The sequence below is a fragment of the Acidovorax sp. GW835-FHT14B10 genome (assembly GCF_058793725.1).
This window is the reverse complement of the sequence record NZ_JBXAGC010000033.1, coordinates 1-17,914: the sequence shown is the minus strand read 5'-3', so window position 1 is coordinate 17,914 and position 17,914 is coordinate 1. Positions and strand designations below refer to the sequence as shown.

At 67.0% G+C, this 17,914-nt stretch carries 16 protein-coding genes, 1 tRNA gene and 1 pseudogene; 11 read left to right on the top strand and 7 right to left on the bottom strand.

Annotated features, from left to right (window positions below; genetic code table 11):
- Positions 1-12: 12 nt before the first annotated feature.
- The 3 genes from AC1Q5S_RS19340 (at position 13) to AC1Q5S_RS19330 (ending at position 3,788) form a co-directional block, all read left to right on the top strand.
- Positions 13-945 (top strand): SMP-30/gluconolactonase/LRE family protein, encoded by a 933-nt coding sequence (locus tag AC1Q5S_RS19340; RefSeq protein WP_492239257.1) that lies wholly within the window; start codon positions 13-15, stop codon positions 943-945.
- A 169-nt stretch (positions 946-1,114) separates the two neighbouring features.
- The gene (gene katG, locus AC1Q5S_RS19335) at positions 1,115-3,274 is read left to right on the top strand and encodes a catalase/peroxidase HPI (RefSeq protein ID WP_492239256.1); all 2,160 of its coding nucleotides are present in this window, start codon (positions 1,115-1,117) and stop codon (positions 3,272-3,274) included.
- A 121-nt stretch (positions 3,275-3,395) separates the two neighbouring features.
- The gene (locus tag AC1Q5S_RS19330; RefSeq protein ID WP_492239255.1) at positions 3,396-3,788 is read left to right on the top strand and encodes a carboxymuconolactone decarboxylase family protein; all 393 of its coding nucleotides are present in this window, start codon (positions 3,396-3,398) and stop codon (positions 3,786-3,788) included.
- A 141-nt stretch (positions 3,789-3,929) separates the two neighbouring features.
- Here AC1Q5S_RS19330 and AC1Q5S_RS19325 read toward each other — a convergent pair whose 3' ends face one another.
- Positions 3,930-4,475: a PAS and helix-turn-helix domain-containing protein gene (locus AC1Q5S_RS19325; protein ID WP_287879849.1), complete on the bottom strand. Its 546-nt coding sequence runs from the start codon at positions 4,473-4,475 to the stop codon at positions 3,930-3,932.
- A 76-nt stretch (positions 4,476-4,551) separates the two neighbouring features.
- On the opposite strand from AC1Q5S_RS19325, the gene AC1Q5S_RS19320 reads away from it, so the two are divergent.
- The 6 genes from AC1Q5S_RS19320 (at position 4,552) to AC1Q5S_RS19295 (ending at position 11,926) form a co-directional block, all read left to right on the top strand.
- Positions 4,552-5,253: a CoA transferase subunit A gene (locus tag AC1Q5S_RS19320; RefSeq protein ID WP_303837159.1), complete on the top strand. Its 702-nt coding sequence runs from the start codon at positions 4,552-4,554 to the stop codon at positions 5,251-5,253.
- A 67-nt stretch (positions 5,254-5,320) separates the two neighbouring features.
- Entirely contained in the window at positions 5,321-5,959 is a 639-nt protein-coding gene (locus tag AC1Q5S_RS19315; RefSeq protein ID WP_492239254.1) for a 3-oxoacid CoA-transferase subunit B, read from the top strand.
- Positions 5,960-6,051: 92 nt separating this feature from the next.
- A complete protein-coding gene (locus AC1Q5S_RS19310) occupies positions 6,052-6,249 on the top strand; it encodes a hypothetical protein (protein WP_492239253.1) in 198 nt (65 codons plus the stop codon).
- Between the two features lie 119 nt (positions 6,250-6,368).
- Positions 6,369-7,226, top strand: coding sequence for a translesion DNA synthesis-associated protein ImuA (gene imuA, locus AC1Q5S_RS19305; protein WP_492239252.1), 858 nt, complete (start codon positions 6,369-6,371; stop codon positions 7,224-7,226).
- A complete protein-coding gene (locus AC1Q5S_RS19300) occupies positions 7,189-8,697 on the top strand; it encodes a Y-family DNA polymerase (protein WP_422206021.1) in 1,509 nt (502 codons plus the stop codon). The genes imuA and AC1Q5S_RS19300 overlap by 38 nt, the downstream gene beginning before the upstream one ends.
- 4 nt (positions 8,698-8,701) lie before the next feature.
- Positions 8,702-11,926, top strand: a complete 3,225-nt coding sequence (locus AC1Q5S_RS19295; protein WP_492239251.1) for an error-prone DNA polymerase — start codon at positions 8,702-8,704, stop codon at positions 11,924-11,926.
- A 146-nt stretch (positions 11,927-12,072) separates the two neighbouring features.
- On the opposite strand, the gene AC1Q5S_RS19290 is transcribed toward AC1Q5S_RS19295, so the two are convergent.
- Entirely contained in the window at positions 12,073-14,232 is a 2,160-nt protein-coding gene (locus AC1Q5S_RS19290) for an AsmA family protein (RefSeq protein ID WP_492239250.1), read from the bottom strand.
- A gap of 102 nt (positions 14,233-14,334) precedes the next feature.
- On the opposite strand from AC1Q5S_RS19290, the gene AC1Q5S_RS19285 reads away from it, so the two are divergent.
- Positions 14,335-15,249, top strand: coding sequence for a pseudouridine synthase (locus AC1Q5S_RS19285; protein WP_492239249.1), 915 nt, complete (start codon positions 14,335-14,337; stop codon positions 15,247-15,249).
- Between the two features lie 119 nt (positions 15,250-15,368).
- Here AC1Q5S_RS19285 and AC1Q5S_RS19280 read toward each other — a convergent pair.
- The 4 genes and pseudogenes from AC1Q5S_RS19280 to AC1Q5S_RS19265 all read right to left on the bottom strand — a co-directional run bounded on the left by AC1Q5S_RS19280 (position 15,369) and on the right by AC1Q5S_RS19265 (position 16,501).
- Positions 15,369-15,442: transfer RNA gene (locus tag AC1Q5S_RS19280), tRNA-Gly, on the bottom strand.
- A gap of 171 nt (positions 15,443-15,613) precedes the next feature.
- Complete coding sequence (locus AC1Q5S_RS19275) at positions 15,614-15,832, bottom strand: DUF1059 domain-containing protein (RefSeq protein WP_422206013.1); 219 nt, start codon at positions 15,830-15,832, stop codon at positions 15,614-15,616.
- An 11-nt stretch (positions 15,833-15,843) separates the two neighbouring features.
- A pseudogene (locus AC1Q5S_RS19270) lies at positions 15,844-16,075 on the bottom strand (SAM-dependent methyltransferase); the annotation flags it as partial.
- 135 nt (positions 16,076-16,210) lie between these two features.
- Positions 16,211-16,501, bottom strand: coding sequence for a hypothetical protein (locus tag AC1Q5S_RS19265; protein WP_492239248.1), 291 nt, complete (start codon positions 16,499-16,501; stop codon positions 16,211-16,213).
- A 21-nt stretch (positions 16,502-16,522) separates the two neighbouring features.
- On the opposite strand from AC1Q5S_RS19265, the gene AC1Q5S_RS19260 reads away from it, so the two are divergent.
- Positions 16,523-17,029 carry a helix-turn-helix transcriptional regulator gene (locus AC1Q5S_RS19260; protein ID WP_492239247.1) on the top strand — a complete coding sequence of 169 codons (507 nt, stop codon included), beginning with the start codon at positions 16,523-16,525 and terminating at the stop codon, positions 17,027-17,029.
- A 39-nt stretch (positions 17,030-17,068) separates the two neighbouring features.
- On the opposite strand, the gene AC1Q5S_RS19255 is transcribed toward AC1Q5S_RS19260, so the two are convergent.
- On the bottom strand, positions 17,069-17,914 hold an 846-nt coding region (locus AC1Q5S_RS19255; protein WP_492239246.1), incomplete at its 5' end, for an aldehyde dehydrogenase family protein.

Below are 17,914 nucleotides of genomic sequence, written 5' to 3'. Positions count from 1 at the left end.
AAAGACCCCACCATGTTTTTGCTGCAAGCCCCCCAGGTCCGTGAACTCGATGTGTTCACCACCATGCCCGAGCACTTTCGCCGCCGTGAGCGCAGCGACTGGGCCGACGCCAACCGGGGCGGCACCATCACCGATTCGTTCCTCGAAGGCCCGGTGTTCGATGACGCTGGCCACCTGTATGTGAGCGACATTCCCTGGGGCCGCGTCTTCCGCATCAACCCGCAAGGCGAATGGGCGCTGGTGGCCGAGTACGACGGCGAGCCCAACGGCATGAAGTTCCTGAAGCCCGGCACGCTGCTCATCACCGACTACAAGAACGGCCTGATGCAGCTCGACGTGGCCACGGGCCGGGTCACGCCCTACCTGCTGCGCCGCAACAGCGAGCGCTTCAAGGGCGTGAACGACCTGATCTTTGATGCCGAAGGCAACCTCTACTTCACCGACCAGGGCCAGAGCGGCCTGCACGACCCGAGCGGCCGCCTGTACCGCCTGCGCCCCAGCGGCCAGCTCGACTTGCTGCTGGCCAATGTGCCCAGCCCCAACGGCGTGGCCCTGTCGCCCGACGGGCGCGTGCTCTACCTGGCCGTGACGCGCGGCAACTGCGTGTGGCGCGTGCCGCTGCTGCCCGATGGCAGCGTGGCCAAGGTGGGCCAGTTCTTCACCTCCTACGGCCCCAGTGGCCCCGATGGGCTGGCGGTGGATGGGGCGGGGCGCCTGCTCGTGGCCAACCCGGGCCTGGGCTATGTGTGGGTGTTGAACCACCGGGCCGAGCCGGAATGCGTGTTGCGCGGCCCCGCCGGGGCCTCCACCACCAACCTGGCTTTCGGCGGGGAGGGGCGAAAGGTGGTGTACGTCACCGATTCGACGCACGGCAATATCCTGCACGCGGACCTGGGCACACCGGGCCTGCAAACGGGTAAGGCCGCAGATGGCTATCGAAAATAGCGCAATCACGGGCGTACTGCCGCGCTCTTTCTGGCTATCTTCTTGGGGGTAAGTTAATAAAAACTATCGATGAATTTGTATTAATTGACTTTTTGATTCGGAGGTCACTCCCTATCATTTGGCTTGCAACTCGCCATAACGGCCTCACACGCAAGACAAGGAGCGCTCCATGACCGAAGAATCCAAATGCCCATTCCATGCCGCCGGTGCCAGCAGCAGCCGAACCAGCCGTGACTGGTGGCCGAACCAGTTGCGCGTGGATTTGCTGAACCAGCATTCCGAGCGCTCCAACCCCCTGGGCGGGAAGTTCAACTACGCCGAAGAATTCAAGAAACTCGACTACTCCGCGCTCAAGGCCGACCTCAAGGCGCTGCTGACCGATTCGCAGGACTGGTGGCCCGCCGACTGGGGCACCTACGCTGGCCTGTTCATCCGCATGGCCTGGCACAGCGCGGGCACCTACCGCACGGTGGATGGCCGTGGCGGTGCCGGGCGTGGCCAGCAGCGCTTTGCGCCGCTCAACAGCTGGCCGGACAACGTGAGCCTGGACAAGGCGCGCCGCCTGTTGTGGCCCATCAAGCAAAAATACGGACAAAAGATCTCCTGGGCCGACCTGATCATCCTGGCCGGCAATGTGGCGCTGGAAAACTCCGGCTTTCGCACCTTTGGCTTTGGTGCCGGCCGCGAAGACGTGTGGGAGCCCGACATGGACGTGAACTGGGGCGACGAGAAGGCCTGGCTCACCCACCGCAACCCCGAAGCCTTGGCCAAGAACCCCCTGGCCGCCACCGAGATGGGGTTGATCTATGTGAACCCCGAAGGCCCCAACGCCAGCGGCGACCCCGCATCGGCCGCTGCAGCCATCCGCGCCACCTTTGGCAACATGGCCATGGACGATGAGGAAATCGTGGCGCTGATCGCCGGTGGCCACACGCTGGGCAAGACCCATGGCGCCAGTTCCGCCAGCCATGTGGGCGCCGACCCCGAGGCCGCAGCCATCGAGCAGATGGGGCTGGGCTGGGCCAGCAGCCACGGCAGCGGCAGCGGCAGCGACGCCATCACGTCCGGCCTGGAAGTGGTGTGGACCCAGACGCCCACGCAGTGGAGCAACCACTTTTTCGAGAATCTGTTCAAGTACGAATGGGTGCAGACACGCAGCCCGGCCGGGGCCATCCAGTTCGAGGCCAAGGATGCGCCCGAGATCATTCCCGACCCCTTCGATCCCGCCAAGAAGCGCAAGCCCACGATGCTGGTCACCGACCTGACGCTGCGCTTCGACCCCGGGTTCGAGAAGATCTCGCGCCGTTTCCTGAACGACCCGCAGGCCTTCAATGAAGCCTTTGCCCGCGCCTGGTTCAAACTCACCCACCGCGACATGGGGCCCAAGGCGCGCTACATGGGCCCTGAAGTGCCGAAGGAAGAGCTGGTCTGGCAAGACCCGCTGCCCGCGCCGCTGCACAAGCCCACGGCCGCAGACATTGCCGAGCTGAAGGCGCAGATCGCGGCCTCGGGCCTGTCGGTCAGCGAGCTGGTGTCCGTGGCCTGGGCTTCGGCCTCGACGTTCCGCGGCGGCGACAAGCGCGGCGGGGCCAACGGTGCGCGCCTGGCGCTGGCACCGCAAAAGGACTGGGCGGTGAACGCCATCGCCGCGAGCGTGCTGCCCCGGCTGCAGGCCATTGCGCAGGCATCGGGCAAGGCCTCGCTGGCCGACGTGATCGTGCTGGCCGGCGTGGTGGGCGTGGAGCAGGCCGCGCGGGCTGCGGGTGTGGCGGTCGAGGTGCCGTTTGCCCCGGGCCGGGTGGATGCCCGCCAGGACCAGACCGATGTCGAGTCTTTCGCCCTGATGGAGCCGGTGGCTGACGGTTTCCGCAACTACCGCCGCGTTGCCAGCAGCACCGCCACGGAAGAACTGCTGCTCGACAAGGCCCAGCAGCTCACGCTCACGGCGCCCGAGCTGACGGTGCTCATTGGCGGCCTGCGCGTGCTGGGCGCCAACCACGATGACAGCCAGCATGGCGTGTTCACCGACAAGGTGGGCGTGCTCAGCAATGACTTCTTCGTCAACCTGCTGGACATGGGCACCGTCTGGAAGGCGTCGGACAGCAGCGCAGAGGTGTTCGAGGGCCGGGACCGCAAGAGCGGCGCGGTGAAATACACCGCCACCCGCAACGATCTGGTGTTTGGCTCCAACTCGGTGTTGCGTGCCCTGGCCGAGGTGTATGCCAGTGCGGACGCGCACGACAAGTTCGTTCGGGACTTCGTTGCAGCCTGGACCAAGGTGATGAACCTGGACCGTTTTGACATGGCTGCAGCGGCTATCAAGGCCTGAGCATCTTGATAACGCCACCTGCCTGGCCCGTTGTGGGGCAGGCAGGTGGCGTTTTCCTTTCTGAAGTACTTGGGCGGCTAACATGGCGGCTCTGTTCCTCAAGCACCCACGGAGAGTCCGCATGGCACAACCCCCATCCACCAAGGACTTCGACCAAGGCCTGGCCACGCGCAAGCAGGTCATGGGCGAGGACTTCGTGGCCCAGGCCTTTGGCAATGCCACGGCGTTCACCCAGCCCATCCAGGAGTTCATCACCCGCAATGCCTGGGGCGATGTGTGGCAGCGCCCGGGGCTGGACATGAAAACGCGCAGCCTGATCACGGTGGCATTTCTCACGGCACTGGGCCGACAGCATGAGCTCAAGGGCCATGTGCGCGGTGCGCTCAACAATGGCGCCACGGCCCAGGAGATTCAGGAGGTGCTGCTGCACGCCAGCATCTACTGCGGCCTGCCGGCAGCAGTGGAGGCTTTTCGCACGGCGTCCGAAGTGGTGGACGCTTCTGGAAAGGGCTAACGGTGCGCTCTTCCGCTTGGACTGCTTCCTGTCGTTGGTAGAACTGGCATGCACCAAGCCAGCGCCACCGTGGAACTGGCTTTGCCAGGCCAGTGGTGGCGTCCCCCTCAGGGGGAAGGCGCGAAGCGACTCAGGGGGAGCCTATGCTCCCGCCACCAGCTTGTGCACCAGATCGGCCGCGGTGGAGGCGTTGTACTTGCGCATCAGGCGGGCGCGGTAGATTTCCACGGTGCGGTGGCTGATCTCTAGGGTCTTGCCGATTTCCTTGGAGGTCAGGCCTTCCAGCAGCTTGGCGGCCACTTCGCGTTCGCGCCCCGTGAGTTCGGCCTTGACGGTGCGCTGCGAGCTGAGATCTTCAAAGCTCCAGATGCCCGATTCGTGGGGGGCTTCGCGGTTGAGGGCGCGGCCCGACACATGGCACCAGAACACTTCGCCGTTGGCCCGCTTCATGATGCGGCTGTCGGCATAGTGGCCCTTGGCGTTCAAAATGGGCTCCATGTGCGCCCCCAGGCGTTCGTACTCGTCGGTGCTGGGGTAGAGCACCTCGAACGATTGCCCGATCAGCACTTCGCGCGAGGCGCCAAACATTTCACAGACAAGCCGGTTGCAGTCCACCATGGTGCGGTTGCGCGAGAGCACCAGACCCACGGGGGCAAATTCGAAAGCCAGTCTGTAATCAACGTCCATAGTGCAAATCTTTACGGGGTACTACTTATCTATCTACGTAGTATCGTAACGCATCAAAACTATCAAGGAGATCGTGGTGAAAAAGTTATTTCCTTCCGCAGCCAAGGCCCTTGAAGGCGTGGTGGCCGATGGTCAGTTGCTGGCCGTGGGCGGCTTCGGCCTGTGCGGTATTCCCGAGGCACTCATTGATGCGCTGCGCGATTCGGGGGCGAAGAACCTCACCGTGATCTCCAACAACGCGGGCGTGGACGGTTTTGGCCTGGGCAAGCTGCTCGAAACGCACCAGATCAAGAAGATGATCTCGTCCTATGTGGGCGAGAACAAGGAGTTCGAGCGCCAGTTCCTGGCGGGTGAACTGGAGCTGGAATTCACGCCCCAGGGCACGCTGGCCGAGAAGCTGCGTGCGGGCGGCGCGGGCATCCCGGCCTTCTTTACCAAGACCGGCGTAGGCACCGTCGTGGCCGAGGGCAAGGAGCTGCGCGAGTTCGATGGCGAAACCTATGTGATGGAGCGCTCGCTGGTGCCCGAGGTGTCGCTGGTCAAGGCCTGGCGCGCCGACCAGTCGGGTAACCTGCAGTTTCGCCTGACGGCACGCAACTTCAACCCGGCCGCCGCCATGGCCGGCAAGATCTGCATCGTGGAGGTGGAAGAGGTGGTGGAGACGGGCGCGATCGACCCCGACCAGATTCACCTGCCCGGCATCTATGTGCACCGCATCGTGCTCAACGCCCACCCTGAAAAGCGCATCGAGAAAAGAACCATCACCGAAACGAAATAACCTTGCGGGACAGGCCGCAGCCGCGAAGCGGCAAGCCCTGTCCTCAATCGATTAGAAAGGCTTGAACATGTCCTGGACCCAAGACCAGATGGCCGCCCGTGCGGCCCAAGAACTTGAAGACGGTTTCTATGTGAACCTGGGCATCGGCATTCCCACGCTGGTGGCCAACTTCACCGGCGACAAGGAAGTGTGGCTGCAGTCCGAGAACGGCATGCTGGGCATCGGCGCCTTCCCCACCGAGGACAAGGTGGATGCCGACCTCATCAACGCCGGCAAGCAGACCGTCACCACCATCGCGGGCTCGTCGATCTTCAGCAGCGACCAGTCGTTCGCCATGATCCGGGGCGGCAAGATCAACCTGTCCATCCTGGGCGCCATGCAGGTCAGCGAGCAGGGCGACCTGGCCAACTGGATGATCCCCGGCAAGATGGTCAAGGGCATGGGCGGCGCCATGGACCTGGTGGCCGGCGTCAAGCGCGTGATCGTGCTCATGGAGCATGTGGCGCGCAAGAAGGATGGCACCGAGGACATGAAGATCCTGCCCAAGTGCACGCTGCCCCTAACGGGCGTTGGCGTGGTCGACCGCATCATCACCGACCTGGCCGTGATGGACGTGACGCCTCTGGGCCTCAAGGTGGTCGAGCTGGCGCCGGGCGTCACGTTCGATGCCCTCCAGGCCAAGACGGGTGCCACGCTGCTGCGCTGAAGGCACTGCTTGATTTGCCACAGCACGGGCCCGCGCAAGCGGGCCTTTTGCTGGCGGATGCCTTGGCGCCGTGGGAGCCGTTCAAGGCAGGCTTGCCCGCCTCCACCAGGCAGGAGCCCGGCCGCGCGCTCGCCTTTGCCGACACTCGGCTGCAGGCATGGCAAAAGGCGTTGATCGAGGCCGGCTCCCACCCTGGACAGCAGGGCGACCTGCTCCAACCGTGGCAAGGCGAGGCCGTGGGTCTGGCCGCAGTGGCCTGGTGGCGTGAAGCGCTGTGGCCGATGGGATGATGCAGATGTTGTAGCGGCCCCAAAGCGTCCCTTTTCTTCTGTCTGGGCGGTTTGCGGTGGAAGATAGAAATACTGTGTATATTCACAGTATTTCTATCTTCTGAGCCCTTGCCACCACCATGATTGCGCCACGCCCCACTTTGCGGGTTGCGTTCGATTTTCCGTCCGCCATGCCCGGTGTCTGGCATGCAGACGCATTGGGCGAGGGCTCGCAGCCCGCGCAGCCCACCGGATACGCGCTGCTGGATGCGCAACTGCCGGGCGGTGGCTGGCCCGTGGGGGCGCTGAGCGAAGTATTGCAACCCATGGTGGGCCTGCACGAATGGCAACTGGTGCTGCCCGCGCTGGCACAGGCGACTGCCCGGCGCGTGGGGGCCGTGGTCGTGGTGGCTCCACCGTGCGAGCCCTTTGGCCCGGCGCTCAGGGCGCAGGGGTTGCAGGCGCAGCGCTTGTGCGTGGTGCGGCCCGACAACGCCAGGGCGGCGCTCTGGGCGGCCGAGCAGGCGCTGCGGTGCCGCGATGTGCTGGCCGTCATGGCCTGGCTGCCGCAGGCACAAGCAGCGGCCTTGCGCAGGCTGCAACTGGCGGCCGCGCAACAACAGCAGTTGCTGTGGGTGTTTCGCCCGGTCAGTGCCGCCCAGCAGGCGTCGCCGGCCTTGCTGCGGCTGCAGGTGCAGGGGCTGGCCCTGCCGGGGGATGCCGTCCTATCGCCTGGCATGCAGGTGCGCATCCTCAAGCGCCGGGGGCCGCCTCTGGTGCAGGGGCTGGATCTGCCGGGCTGTCACCCCCGTCTGGCCCAGGCGCTGGCGGCGCAGGCCGCGCAGCGGCGCGCTGCGCAGGGGGTGGCCGGTGCAACAGCGGCGCGTCACAGTGCGGCGCAAGCGTTGACTATGCGCCCGGCGCTGGCGCCGTTGATGGCTGTGCCAGAGAGGAGGGGCCATGCACTGGATCGCACTGCCGTTGCCATGGAGCGATGAGTCTGCGGCACCTCCGGGCGCCGCGGTGCCAGCCGCGGCGTCGGGCTGGTGGGCTTTGCGCTTTACGCCGCGCGTGGCGCTGGTGGATGGCGAAGCGGTGCTGCTGGAGGTGTCCACCACCGAGCGGCTCTGGGGTGGGCGCGATGCCTTGCGGGCGCAGGTGCTGCAGGCCTGGGCCGACGCATCCGGCGGGCCGCCTGCGCACAAGGCCACCCGGGAAGTGCGGGTGCAAACGCCTGGCACACAGACGGCGTGGGGCTGCGGGCCGACAGCCCTGGTGGCGCAGGCCTGGTTGCGCATGGCGCAGGCAGGTCGTGTGCCGCCAGGGCAGGGCGTGGCGCCGGGTGTGGACGGCTTGCCCTTGCACACGCTGACCGCCCTGCGCCCGCATGGGGCCAGCCTGGAGCGCATGGGTTGTCGTACCTGGGGGGCGTTGCGGTCGCTGCCGCGTGCCGGGGTGGCCAGGCGTTTTGGTGCCCAGGTGTTGCGGGTGCTGGACCAGGCCCTGGGCGATGCCCCCGAAGCCCATGCCTGGCTGGAGCTGCCCGAGCAGTTTGTGCTGACCGCCGAGCTGCCCGCACTGGCCGATTCGGCCGATGCGCTGCTCTGGAGTGCCAGCCGCTGCCTCACGGCCCTGCAGGGCTGGCTGCAGGCGCGGCAGCAGGGCGCGCTGGCGCTGGAGCTGGCCTGGCGCCACGACCTGCGGCGCATCGATGGCGTGGCCATTGCCCCCACGCAGGCCTTGTCGGTGCGCACCGCCCAGGCCACGCAGGACATGGCGCACCTGCGGCGCCTGCTGTCGGAAAACCTGGCGCGCACGGCCCTGGCGGCACCGGTCAACCAGATCACGCTGCGCCTGCTGGAGGCCGCCCCATTGCCGCATCGCAGCGCGAGCCTGCTGCCGCCCGGTGATCTTGTGGGCGGTGGCTGCGGCGACCCGGCTTCAGCGCCGGGCGAGGCCTTGCACCAGTTGCTGGAGCGCCTGTCGGCCCGCCTGGGGGCCAGCCAGGTGGTGTCCCCCGTGCTGCAGGCCGACCACCGGCCCGAGCACATGCAGCAATGGCGCCCGGCGACCGAGGCGCTGAACCATGACCGCGCCCACCCCGGCACCCCTGCCGCCGACACGCAAACCCCTGACGCCACCCTGTGGCCCACCTGGCTGCTGCGCCCACCCCGGCGGCTGGCGGTGCAGGGCAACCGCCCTTGCCACCATGGCTTGCTGCGCCTGCTGGCGGGGCCGCACCGGTTCGAGGCGGGCTGGTGGTCGGCCGCAGACGAGGGCGCTGGCGACCCGGGCCATCCCTGTGCGGGGCTGGCGCTGCGCGATTATTTTGTGGCGCACAACGATGTGGCGGGACTGGTGTGGGTGTTCCGCGAGCGGTGGGTGCCGCCCGCTGGCAGCGCGATGCAGGAGGGCGCGGTGACCACCGCGCAGCCGCACCGCTGGTTTCTGCACGGCCTCTTTGGGTGAGGCCATGGCGTCTGTCGCGGTGCCGTCCCCTGCGCCCTTGCCGGGCTATGCCGAGCTGCATTGCCTGTCCAACTTCAGTTTTCAGCGCGGCGCCTCCCATCCGAAGGAGCTGGTGGCGCGTGCTGCCCAACTGGGCTACCAGGCCCTGGCGCTGACCGACGAATGCTCGGTGGCAGGCGTGGTGCGCGCCTGGGAGGCCACCAGGGAATGGGGCTTGCACCTTATCGTGGGCAGCGAGTTTGCGTGGGGCAAGCTGCGCCTGGTGGCCCTGGCGCGGGATGGCGAGGGCTGGGGCAATCTGTGCGAGTTCATCACCGCAGCGCGCGCGGCGGCACCCAAGGGGCAATACCACGTCGGCCCCGGCAGTCCGTTCAACCTCCTGGAGGGATGCGAGCTGCTGCTCGTTCCCCGCCGCGAGTGCTTTGATGCTTCTGATTTTGCAGCTGTTAGCGTTTGTATATCAAGCGCCATGGGTCAATTGGGTTCAAATTTTGATGCCCACCTCTGGCTGGCGGTGGAGCTGCACCTGGCCCCTGGCGACAGCCTGTGGCTGGCCACGCTGCAGCGCGTGGGCACGGCGCTGGGCCTGCCGCTGGTGGCCGCGGGCGATGTGCACATGCACGCCCGCTCGCGCAAGCCGCTGCAGGACGTGATCACCGCCGTGCAGCGGGGCTGCAGCGTGGCCGAATGCGGCTTTGCGCTGCAGCCCAATGCCGAACGCCATTTGCGCCAGCGCGTGCGCCTGGCCGGCATCTACCCGCCCGAACTGCTGGCCGCCACGCTCACGGTGGCCGCGCGCTGCAGCTTCAGCCTGGATGAAATCAAATACCGCTACCCGCAAGAGACCGTGCCCGCCGGCATGACGCCTCCCCAGGCCTTGGCGTGGCTGGCACAAGAGGGGGCCAGAGGCCGTTATCCCCAAGGGGTGCCCGACGGGATTGCCGCGCAGATCCACAAGGAGCTTGCGCTGATTGCGCACTGCCAGTACGAGATGTACTTCCTGACCGTGCACGATATCGTGCGCTTTGCGCGCAGCCGGGGCATCCTGTGCCAGGGGCGGGGCTCCGCCGCCAACTCGGTGGTTTGCTTTGTGCTGGGCATCACGGCGGTCAACCCCGAGGATTCGCACCTGCTGTTCGAGCGCTTCATCAGCAAGGAGCGCAGTGAGCCGCCGGACATCGATGTGGATTTCGAGCATGACCGGCGCGAAGAAGTCATCCAGTACATCTATGCCAAATACGGCCGCGAGCGCGCCGCCATCACCGCCGTGGTCGCCACCTACCGCACGCGCAGTGCCCTGCGCGACGTGGGCAAGGCGCTGGGCGTGGCACCGGCACTGGTCGATGCCTTTGCCAAAGACCACCACTGGTTTGACGAAGACATGGCCGCCGACCGCCTGCAGCAACTGGCGGACGATCGGGGCGTGCCGCTGTCGGCGCACCAGGCCGCGCTGTGGCTGGAGCTGGCGGCGCAGCTCAAGGGCTTTCCGCGCCACCTGGGCCAGCATGTGGGCGGCTTTGTGCTCACCCAGGGCAAGCTCACGCGGCTGGTGCCCGTGGAGCCCGCCAGTATGAAGGGGCGCAGCGTCATCCAGTGGGACAAGGACGACCTCGATGCCATGGGTTTGCTCAAGGTCGATGTGCTGGCGCTGGGCATGCTCAGCGCGTTGCGCCGCTGCCTGGATCTGCGTGCTGCGCTGCGCGGCGAGCGCTGGGGCCTGGCCGACATCCCGCGCGAGGACGCCGCCACCTACGACATGATTTGCGCCGCCGACACCGTGGGCGTGTTCCAGATCGAAAGCCGTGCGCAGATGAGCATGCTGCCGCGCCTGCAGCCGCGCGTGTTCTACGACCTGGTGGTCGAAGTGGCCATCGTGCGGCCCGGGCCCATCCAGGGTGGCATGGTGCACCCCTACCTGCAGGCGCGCGAGCGCCGGCGCAGGGGCGAGGCGCTGCAGCTCGAAAAGCCCGAGCTCGAAGCCGCCCTGGCGCGCACGCTGGGCGTGCCGATCTTTCAGGAGCAGGTGATGCAGATCGCCATGATTGCGGCGGACTTCACGCCGGGCATGGCCGATGACCTGCGCCGCTCCATGGCGGCCTGGAAGCGCAAGGGTGGCGTGCACCGGTTCGAGGAACCCCTGGTGAAAGGCATGCTGGCCAAGGGCTACCGCCCCGCGTTTGCGCAGGCCATCTTCCAGCAGATGCTCGGCTTTGGCGAATACGGTTTTCCCGAAAGCCATGCCCACAGCTTTGCCCTGCTGGCCTATGCCAGCAGCTGGCTCAAGTGCCACGAGCCCGCGTGTTTTCTGGCGGCGCTGCTCAACGCGCTGCCCATGGGCTTTTACACCGCCTCGCAACTGGTGCAGGACGCGCGCCGCCACGGCGTGCGCGTGTTGCCCATCGACGTGACCTGCAGCGACAGCGATTGCACGCTCGAAGGCCCGGCCGAACGCCTTCGGCCCGCCAGGGGGCTGCCCACGCCGCCACTGCCGCAACCGGCCGTGCGCCTGGGCCTGTGCCTGGTCGCTGGCCTGCAGGCCAGCGCCACGCAGCGCCTGGTGCAGGCCCGTGCCGCTGCGCCGTTCACCAGCACCGAAGACCTCGCACTGCGCGCCCGGCTGGGCCCGCCGGATCTGCAGGCCCTGGCCGCCGCCGATGCGCTGGTCAGCCTGTCGGGCCACCGGCGCCAGCAGATGTGGGAGGCGGCCGCGCAGCACACCGCCCCCGCCCTGTGGCGCGAGGTACCGGTGCACGAAGCGCCGCTGGCCCTACCCGCCGCGCCCGAGGGGGAGGAAATTGTGTTCGACTACGCCGCCACCGGCCTCACGCTGCGCCGCCACCCGCTGGCCCTGCTGCGTCCGCGCCTGGCGCGCTGGCGTTTGCAGACCGCACTGCAACTGCACAACATACCCCACGGCCGCAAGGTGCGCGCCTGCGGCATCGTCACCGTGCGCCAGCGCCCCGGCACGGCCAAGGGCACGATGTTCGTCACGCTCGAAGACGAGACCGGCCCGGTCAACGTGATCGTCTGGCCCGCGCTGGTCGAGACCTGGCGCCAGGCGCTGCTCGGCTCGCAACTTCTGGCGGTGGAGGGGCTGTGGCAATGCAGCGCCCATGGCCCCGGCGGCCAGACCGTGGTGCGCCACCTGGTGGCCCAGCGCTGCAAGGACCTCACACCGCTGCTGGGCCGCATGGCGCAGGCGCTGCAGGGCAGCCGGGATTTCCATTGAGCCCGGCCTCCGGTGGCGTGCCGTTCCGTTGGCGGAAATGGCGTAAGAATGGCATGGAGCGCTTGTCCAGAAAACGCTTCAGGCGATCCAAACAAGAGGGATCGGATCGCGCAAATACGGCCGCACCACCGTAGCGCAGCCACTTTTCAGCGCGCTGCCGGCTTGCCCGCCCGGCCCGCCTTCACCGGCTGCGTGGCCTGCGCCAGCAAAGGCGCGCACTGCGCATCGTCGTCGGCGCCTGGCACGGTCACGGGCAGCAGCGCCAGGGCTGCAGGGGCCGCCACCACTGCGGCAAGCGCAGCGCCGGCGCGCAGCAGCAGGGGGCCGGGTTCCACGCCCACGTCGGGCTGGGCAAAGCTGCCGCGCACATAGAGAGGGGTGCGCAGCGAGAAGAACTTCCACTGCAGCGATTCGGGCTGGATGTGCAGGTTCAGGCGCTCCTGCGCCATGTCGATGGTGCCGCTGGCGTCCACAATGGCCTCGCTGGTGCTGAGCTTGGCGGTGCGCACGGTGGCCACGCCTTCGCGCACGGCCAGGTCGGCCACGGCGCAGCGCAGTTGCACCTCCTTGTCTTGGCCAAACAGTTTGCCCACCACGATGCTGCCCACGTTGAGCGCTGCGCGGTTCAGCAGTTCGCGGCTCAGGGTGCCGTCGCGCACATACAGGCGCGCCTCGCCGCTGCTGGTGCCCAGCCATTGCGCCACCGAGTTGCCCCGGCCGTTGAGCGCCAGCGCGCCATCGAGCTGGCCCAGGCTTTTTCTGGTGAGTTCGACCTCGGGAAAGAGCGAGGCCAGCCGCAGGTTCTGCACCCGCGTGTCCATGCGCGCGGTCAGCGGTTTGCTGCGGCTGTCCAGTACCACCCTGGATTCGATCTGGCCCCTGGCCACGCCGAAACGCAGGGGATCCAGGCGCAGCACCGCATCGCCCAGCAGGGCATGCACGCTGAGGTCTTCGAGCGGCAGGCTGTCAGGCCGAATCACGCGCTGGCCCGAGAATTTCAGGTCCATGTCCATGGCGCTCCAGCGGTCGGTGGCAAATGCGGCATCGGGCAGCACCTTGCCCCTGCGGCCCGCCTTGGAGGAAGGCGTGGAGGCCGTGCCCAGCACGGGGCCCAGGTCCGCCAGGCGCAACTGCCGGGAGGTGACGCTGCCCGACAGCTTGCCGCGCGGGGCGCCCGAGACAAAGCGCAGGTTGCCCTGCAGATCGCTCTGGCCCAAGGTGCCGGTGAAGTCGCGGTAGTCCCATACCGCCTGGCCTGGTTGCAGGCTGCCCTGCAGCCGGCCCCGGGTCTGAAACGCGGGCGTGTTTGGCAGCACCAGGCCGGTCAGCGCATACAGGTCGGCCATGCTGGCGCCCTTGAGCATCACCTGCAGATCCATGCCCGACAGCGCGCCAGGGTTGGCCAGAATGCCTTGCACGGCGGTCTCCACGCTGCCCGCTCTGGCGGTGAATTGCAGCGGGTAGTTCACTTCCTTGTCGCGCAGCGTGAGCACGGGGCCTGCCTTACCCTGGCCCGCGATGCGGGCCTTGCCCAGGGTGCCTTTCAGATCAAAGCGCACGCCGTAGATCGGTGCGGTGGCTGCGCGGGCGGTGGCCGAGGCGGGCATTGCCGGGCCGCCGGCTTCGGGGGGCGGCGCTGCTTCGTCGATGGTGTCGATGTGCGCTTGCAGGTCCAGGCCCCTGCCGGCATCCGCGTAGGCCAGCTGCCCCTGGTGCACCACCAGCTGATCGATGTGGACCGTCCAGCGTGGCGTGAGGTCGTCCGGCGCGCGCTGGCGCTCCAGGGTCCAGTTGTTGCGGCCATTGCCGAGGCGGGCCAGGGCGATGTCAGGGCCGGTGAGTTCAAGGGTGTCAATGGCCACTTCGCGCGCCAGCAGGGGCCAAAGGCGCAGCGATGCCCGTGCCATCTCGGCGCGGGCCATCGGCCGGGGGGCGGCAGCCTTGCCGGGGCGGGTAAAACCGGGCGGATCTTGCAGGACCAGCTGCGTGCCTTGCAGCGTGATGCCTGGCACCCAGCGGCGCCAGCCCGTATCGAGTGGCTGCGGCCATTGCCAGGAGGCGGTGAGATCGCCTTCCACGGCAAAGTACCGGCCCGTGGCGTCGCTGATCGTCTGGTTGAGCCAGGGTCTGGCATGGTTCCAGTTCAACTGGCCGAGCACGATGGCGCCGATCAGCAGCAAGCCCACCAACGCCCCGGCCATGCCCACTGCCGTGCGCAGCCTGCGCCGATGCGGCGGCGGCGCTGACAAGGACTGTGCGGGCACGGGGGCCTGCGCGGTGCGGGAATCCGTCGGGAGTTCTGTCATGGAACCGTCATGCTAGCCCGCGGCGTGCGGTTTTTGGCCGATCTTGCGCGCCAAAGGGCCCGTTGGCGCAGTTGTCCTACAGCCTCCTAAAATCCGCACGCCATGCACAACCCCCACCACCCCCATGTTCTGCCCGTGCGCGACGGCGTGAGTCCCAGTTGCGTGGTGCTGCCCTCGCGCGGTCAGGGCAGCATGCTGGATTTTCTGGCCCAGCGCCTGCCGGTGGTGGCGCGCGATGCGTGGTGCCAGCGCATGCTGGCGGGTGAGGTGGTGGATGAGCGCGGGCAGGCGGTGGCGCCCGAGCGGCCATTCGAAGGCGGCCTGCGCCTGTATTACTACCGCAACCTGCCCGCGGAGCCCGTGCTGCCGTTCAGCGAAGCGGTGCTGTACCAGGACGAGCACCTGGTGGTGGCCGACAAGCCGCACTTCATGCCCGTGACGCCCTCGGGCCGCTATCTGCACAACACGCTGCTGGTGCGGCTCAAGCGCCAGCTCGAGCTGCCGCAGCTGTCACCGCTGCACCGCATCGACCGCGACACCGCCGGGCTGGTGCTGCTCTCGGTGCAGCAGCGCACGCGCGGTGCCTACCAGGCGCTGTTTCGCGACCGCCAGATCACCAAGCACTACGACGCGATTGCCCCCTGGCGGGCGGACCTGGCCTTCCCGCGCGAACACGCCAGCCGGCTGGCGGAAAGCCCCCAGTTCTTTCGCATGCAGGAAGTGCCCGGCGAGCCCAACAGTCACACCCACATGCAGCTGCTGGAGGTGGCAGGCGACTGGGCGCGCTACCGCCTGTCGCCCATCACGGGCAAGCGCCACCAGCTGCGCGTGCACATGGCCGCCCTGGGCCTGCCGCTGCGCAACGACCCGTTCTACCCGGTCGTCAACGACCCGCCCGAGGGGGACTACTCGCGCCCGCTGCAGCTGCTGGCGCGCTCGCTGGAATTTGTCGATCCGCTCACTGGAGAACCGCGGGCGTTTGCAAGCCAGCAGCGCCTGGTGCTGCCCGCGGCTTGAGCGACAGCGGCCTCATCGGCGGGAAATTGCGGGAAACGAGAAGGGGAGCGGAAGGGGTGCAGTTTTCAGCGAAATATGCTGGCAGCCCTTGCAGGGAGAGTGCTGGAAGCCATGAAAACTGGAGCGGGTGAAGGGAATCGAACCCTCGTATGAAGCTTGGGAAGCTGCCGTTCTACCATTGAACTACACCCGCAGCAGGCGCAATTATAGGGACCTGGCAGGGTCCAAGTCAGAACGGTGCATCCCCCCGCCTGGAAACCACCTTGACCGGTTGCGGTCAAGGTGGAGTCTGCCGGGTGGAGGCGCTGACTGCAATGGCCCAGCGATTTTTCAGGCCATCGCAGCCTGCAGTCCTGCAAGAAGGTCAGGCCGCCGTGGCGCTCGGCAAGCTCACGGGCGGCGTGCCCGACTTGAACATCTGGGCGAGTTGTTGGCGCAGTTCGGGCGAATCCTGGTGGCCGTGCACGGTTGTGGCGTGTTGCACGGCTGCCTCCAGCAACTCCTTGGGTGTGTCGGCGCTGATGGCGACGCTGCAGTGCATGGTGCTGGGGAATTCGCGGCAATCAATATATTGGCGTGACATGGTGTTTCCTTTCAGAGACGAGCCTCATAAACCAGGTTGAAGGGCGTTTGTGCTGCGCGCTGGAACCGCTAGAAACCATCCTTGGCGCGCCACCTTGCGCAGGCGCGCTTCTGCGGCCATCGCGCCCAGCCGCAAACCCACTTCCTGCGCCCTTGAGGCGGGAGTGCAGATGAAGGCGAAAGCGAAGACGGAATGGAACACCCGTCCGACGGAGTGGAGCCTGTCTTTCAGTCGGTCGTTGGCGTTGATGGCCGTGCTTTGCATCTTTGCGCCACTGGTGCGGGGGAGTGCTTATACTGGTTTGCTCTGGACACCCGCAACGCAATGGTCCAACCAAACGGGGCAGGGCGCCAATACGCAGCAATGCGTATGCACCATTCAGAACGCCGCGTGATGCAACATCTCACCCGCAATGACTATGCCGCTGCCCTGAGGCTGCTGGCGTGCATTGAAGCGCAGGCCGACCATGTGGAAGGTTTCGCGCGCGCTGCGGTCGTTGCGCTGAATGGCTACGTCGCCTCGGAACTCACGACGCTGTCGGTATGTGACCTGCGAACCGGTCATCGCCAGGTGCTGGGTCTGCCCAGTGACTGCATGGGGGCGCAGGAGAGCGCGTGCTTCGACCCGCATTTTTTTGAACATCCGCTCGTGTGTCTTGATGCACGGCATGGCGGGTGCATCATGCAAAACATGTCCGATGTCGTCAGCCGCGTGGACTTCGAGCGCAGTGCGCTGTATGCCGACGGTTGTCGGCGCATCGGTCTGGAGCACGCCCTTGCCGTGCGGCTGTGCCGGGATGCAGACTCGCTCGTGGGCTTTGTGCTGCACCGGCACGGGCTTGATTTTTCGGAGCGCGATCGCGAGCGGCTCGCACTGTTGCGGCCACACCTGGCCTTTCTGTATGGCCATGCCTGCCGGGCAGCGGTGCAAGTGGCGGGTGATGCGCCTGCGCCGCCGCCCCTGTGGGGGTTGCCTGACCCCGCGCCCAGCGACTTGACGGCGCGCGAGCGCGACGTGCTGCAATGGCTGGCTAGTGGCAAGACCGATGCAGACATTGCCGCGCTGCTGTCCATCAGCCCGCGCACCGTGCACAAGCACCTGGAGCACATCTACGTGAAGCTTGGCGTGGAAACGCGCACGGCGGCGGTCATGCGGTTCCTGGCCTTGCGGAAATCCAGCACAGTGGCTGCAGCATGACGCGCGGCAGTGGGCCGCGCTATCGTGCCGAGGCAAACTTCACTTCTGGATGTCCCCCAGGCACAGGTACTTGATCTCCACATAGTCATCCATGCCATGGTGCGAGCCCTCGCGGCCCAGGCCGGACTGCTTGACGCCGCCAAAGGGCACATGCTCGGTGGCCAGGATGCCCACGTTGATGCCGACCATGCCGTATTCGAGCGCCTCGCTCACGCGGAAGATGCGGCCCACGTCACGGCTGTAGAAATAGCTGGCCAGGCCAAACTCGGTGGCGTTGGCCGCGTCGATGGCTTCCTGCTCGGTCTTGAACTTGAACACCGGGGCGAAGGGGCCGAAGGTTTCCTCGCGTGCGCACAGCATGTCGGCCGAGGCATTGGCCACCACCGTGGGCTCGAAGAACTGGCCCGAACCCAGGTTTTTGAGGCGCTGGCCCCCGGCCACCACCTGGCCGCCCTTGGCCACGGCATCGTCCAGATGGCGCTGCACCTTCACGAGGGCCGCCTCCTCGATCAGCGGGCCCTGGTTCACACCGTCCTCAAAGCCATTGCCCACCTTGGCCGTCTTCACCTTGGCAGCGAACTTGGCCACGAACGCGTCGTACACGCCTTCCTGCACGTAAAAGCGGTTGGAGCACACACAGGTCTGGCCCGCGTTGCGGTACTTGCTGGCAAAGGCGCCTTCCACGGCCGAGTCGATGTCGGCATCGTCAAACACGATGAAAGGCGCGTTGCCGCCAAGTTCGAGCGACATCTTCTTGACCGTGGGGGCCGACTGCGCCATCAGGATACGGCCCACCTCGGTGGAGCCCGTGAAGCTGATGTGGCGCACCACATCGCTGGCGCACAGCACCTTGCCGATGGCAATGGAGTTGGCGGCATCGGCCGA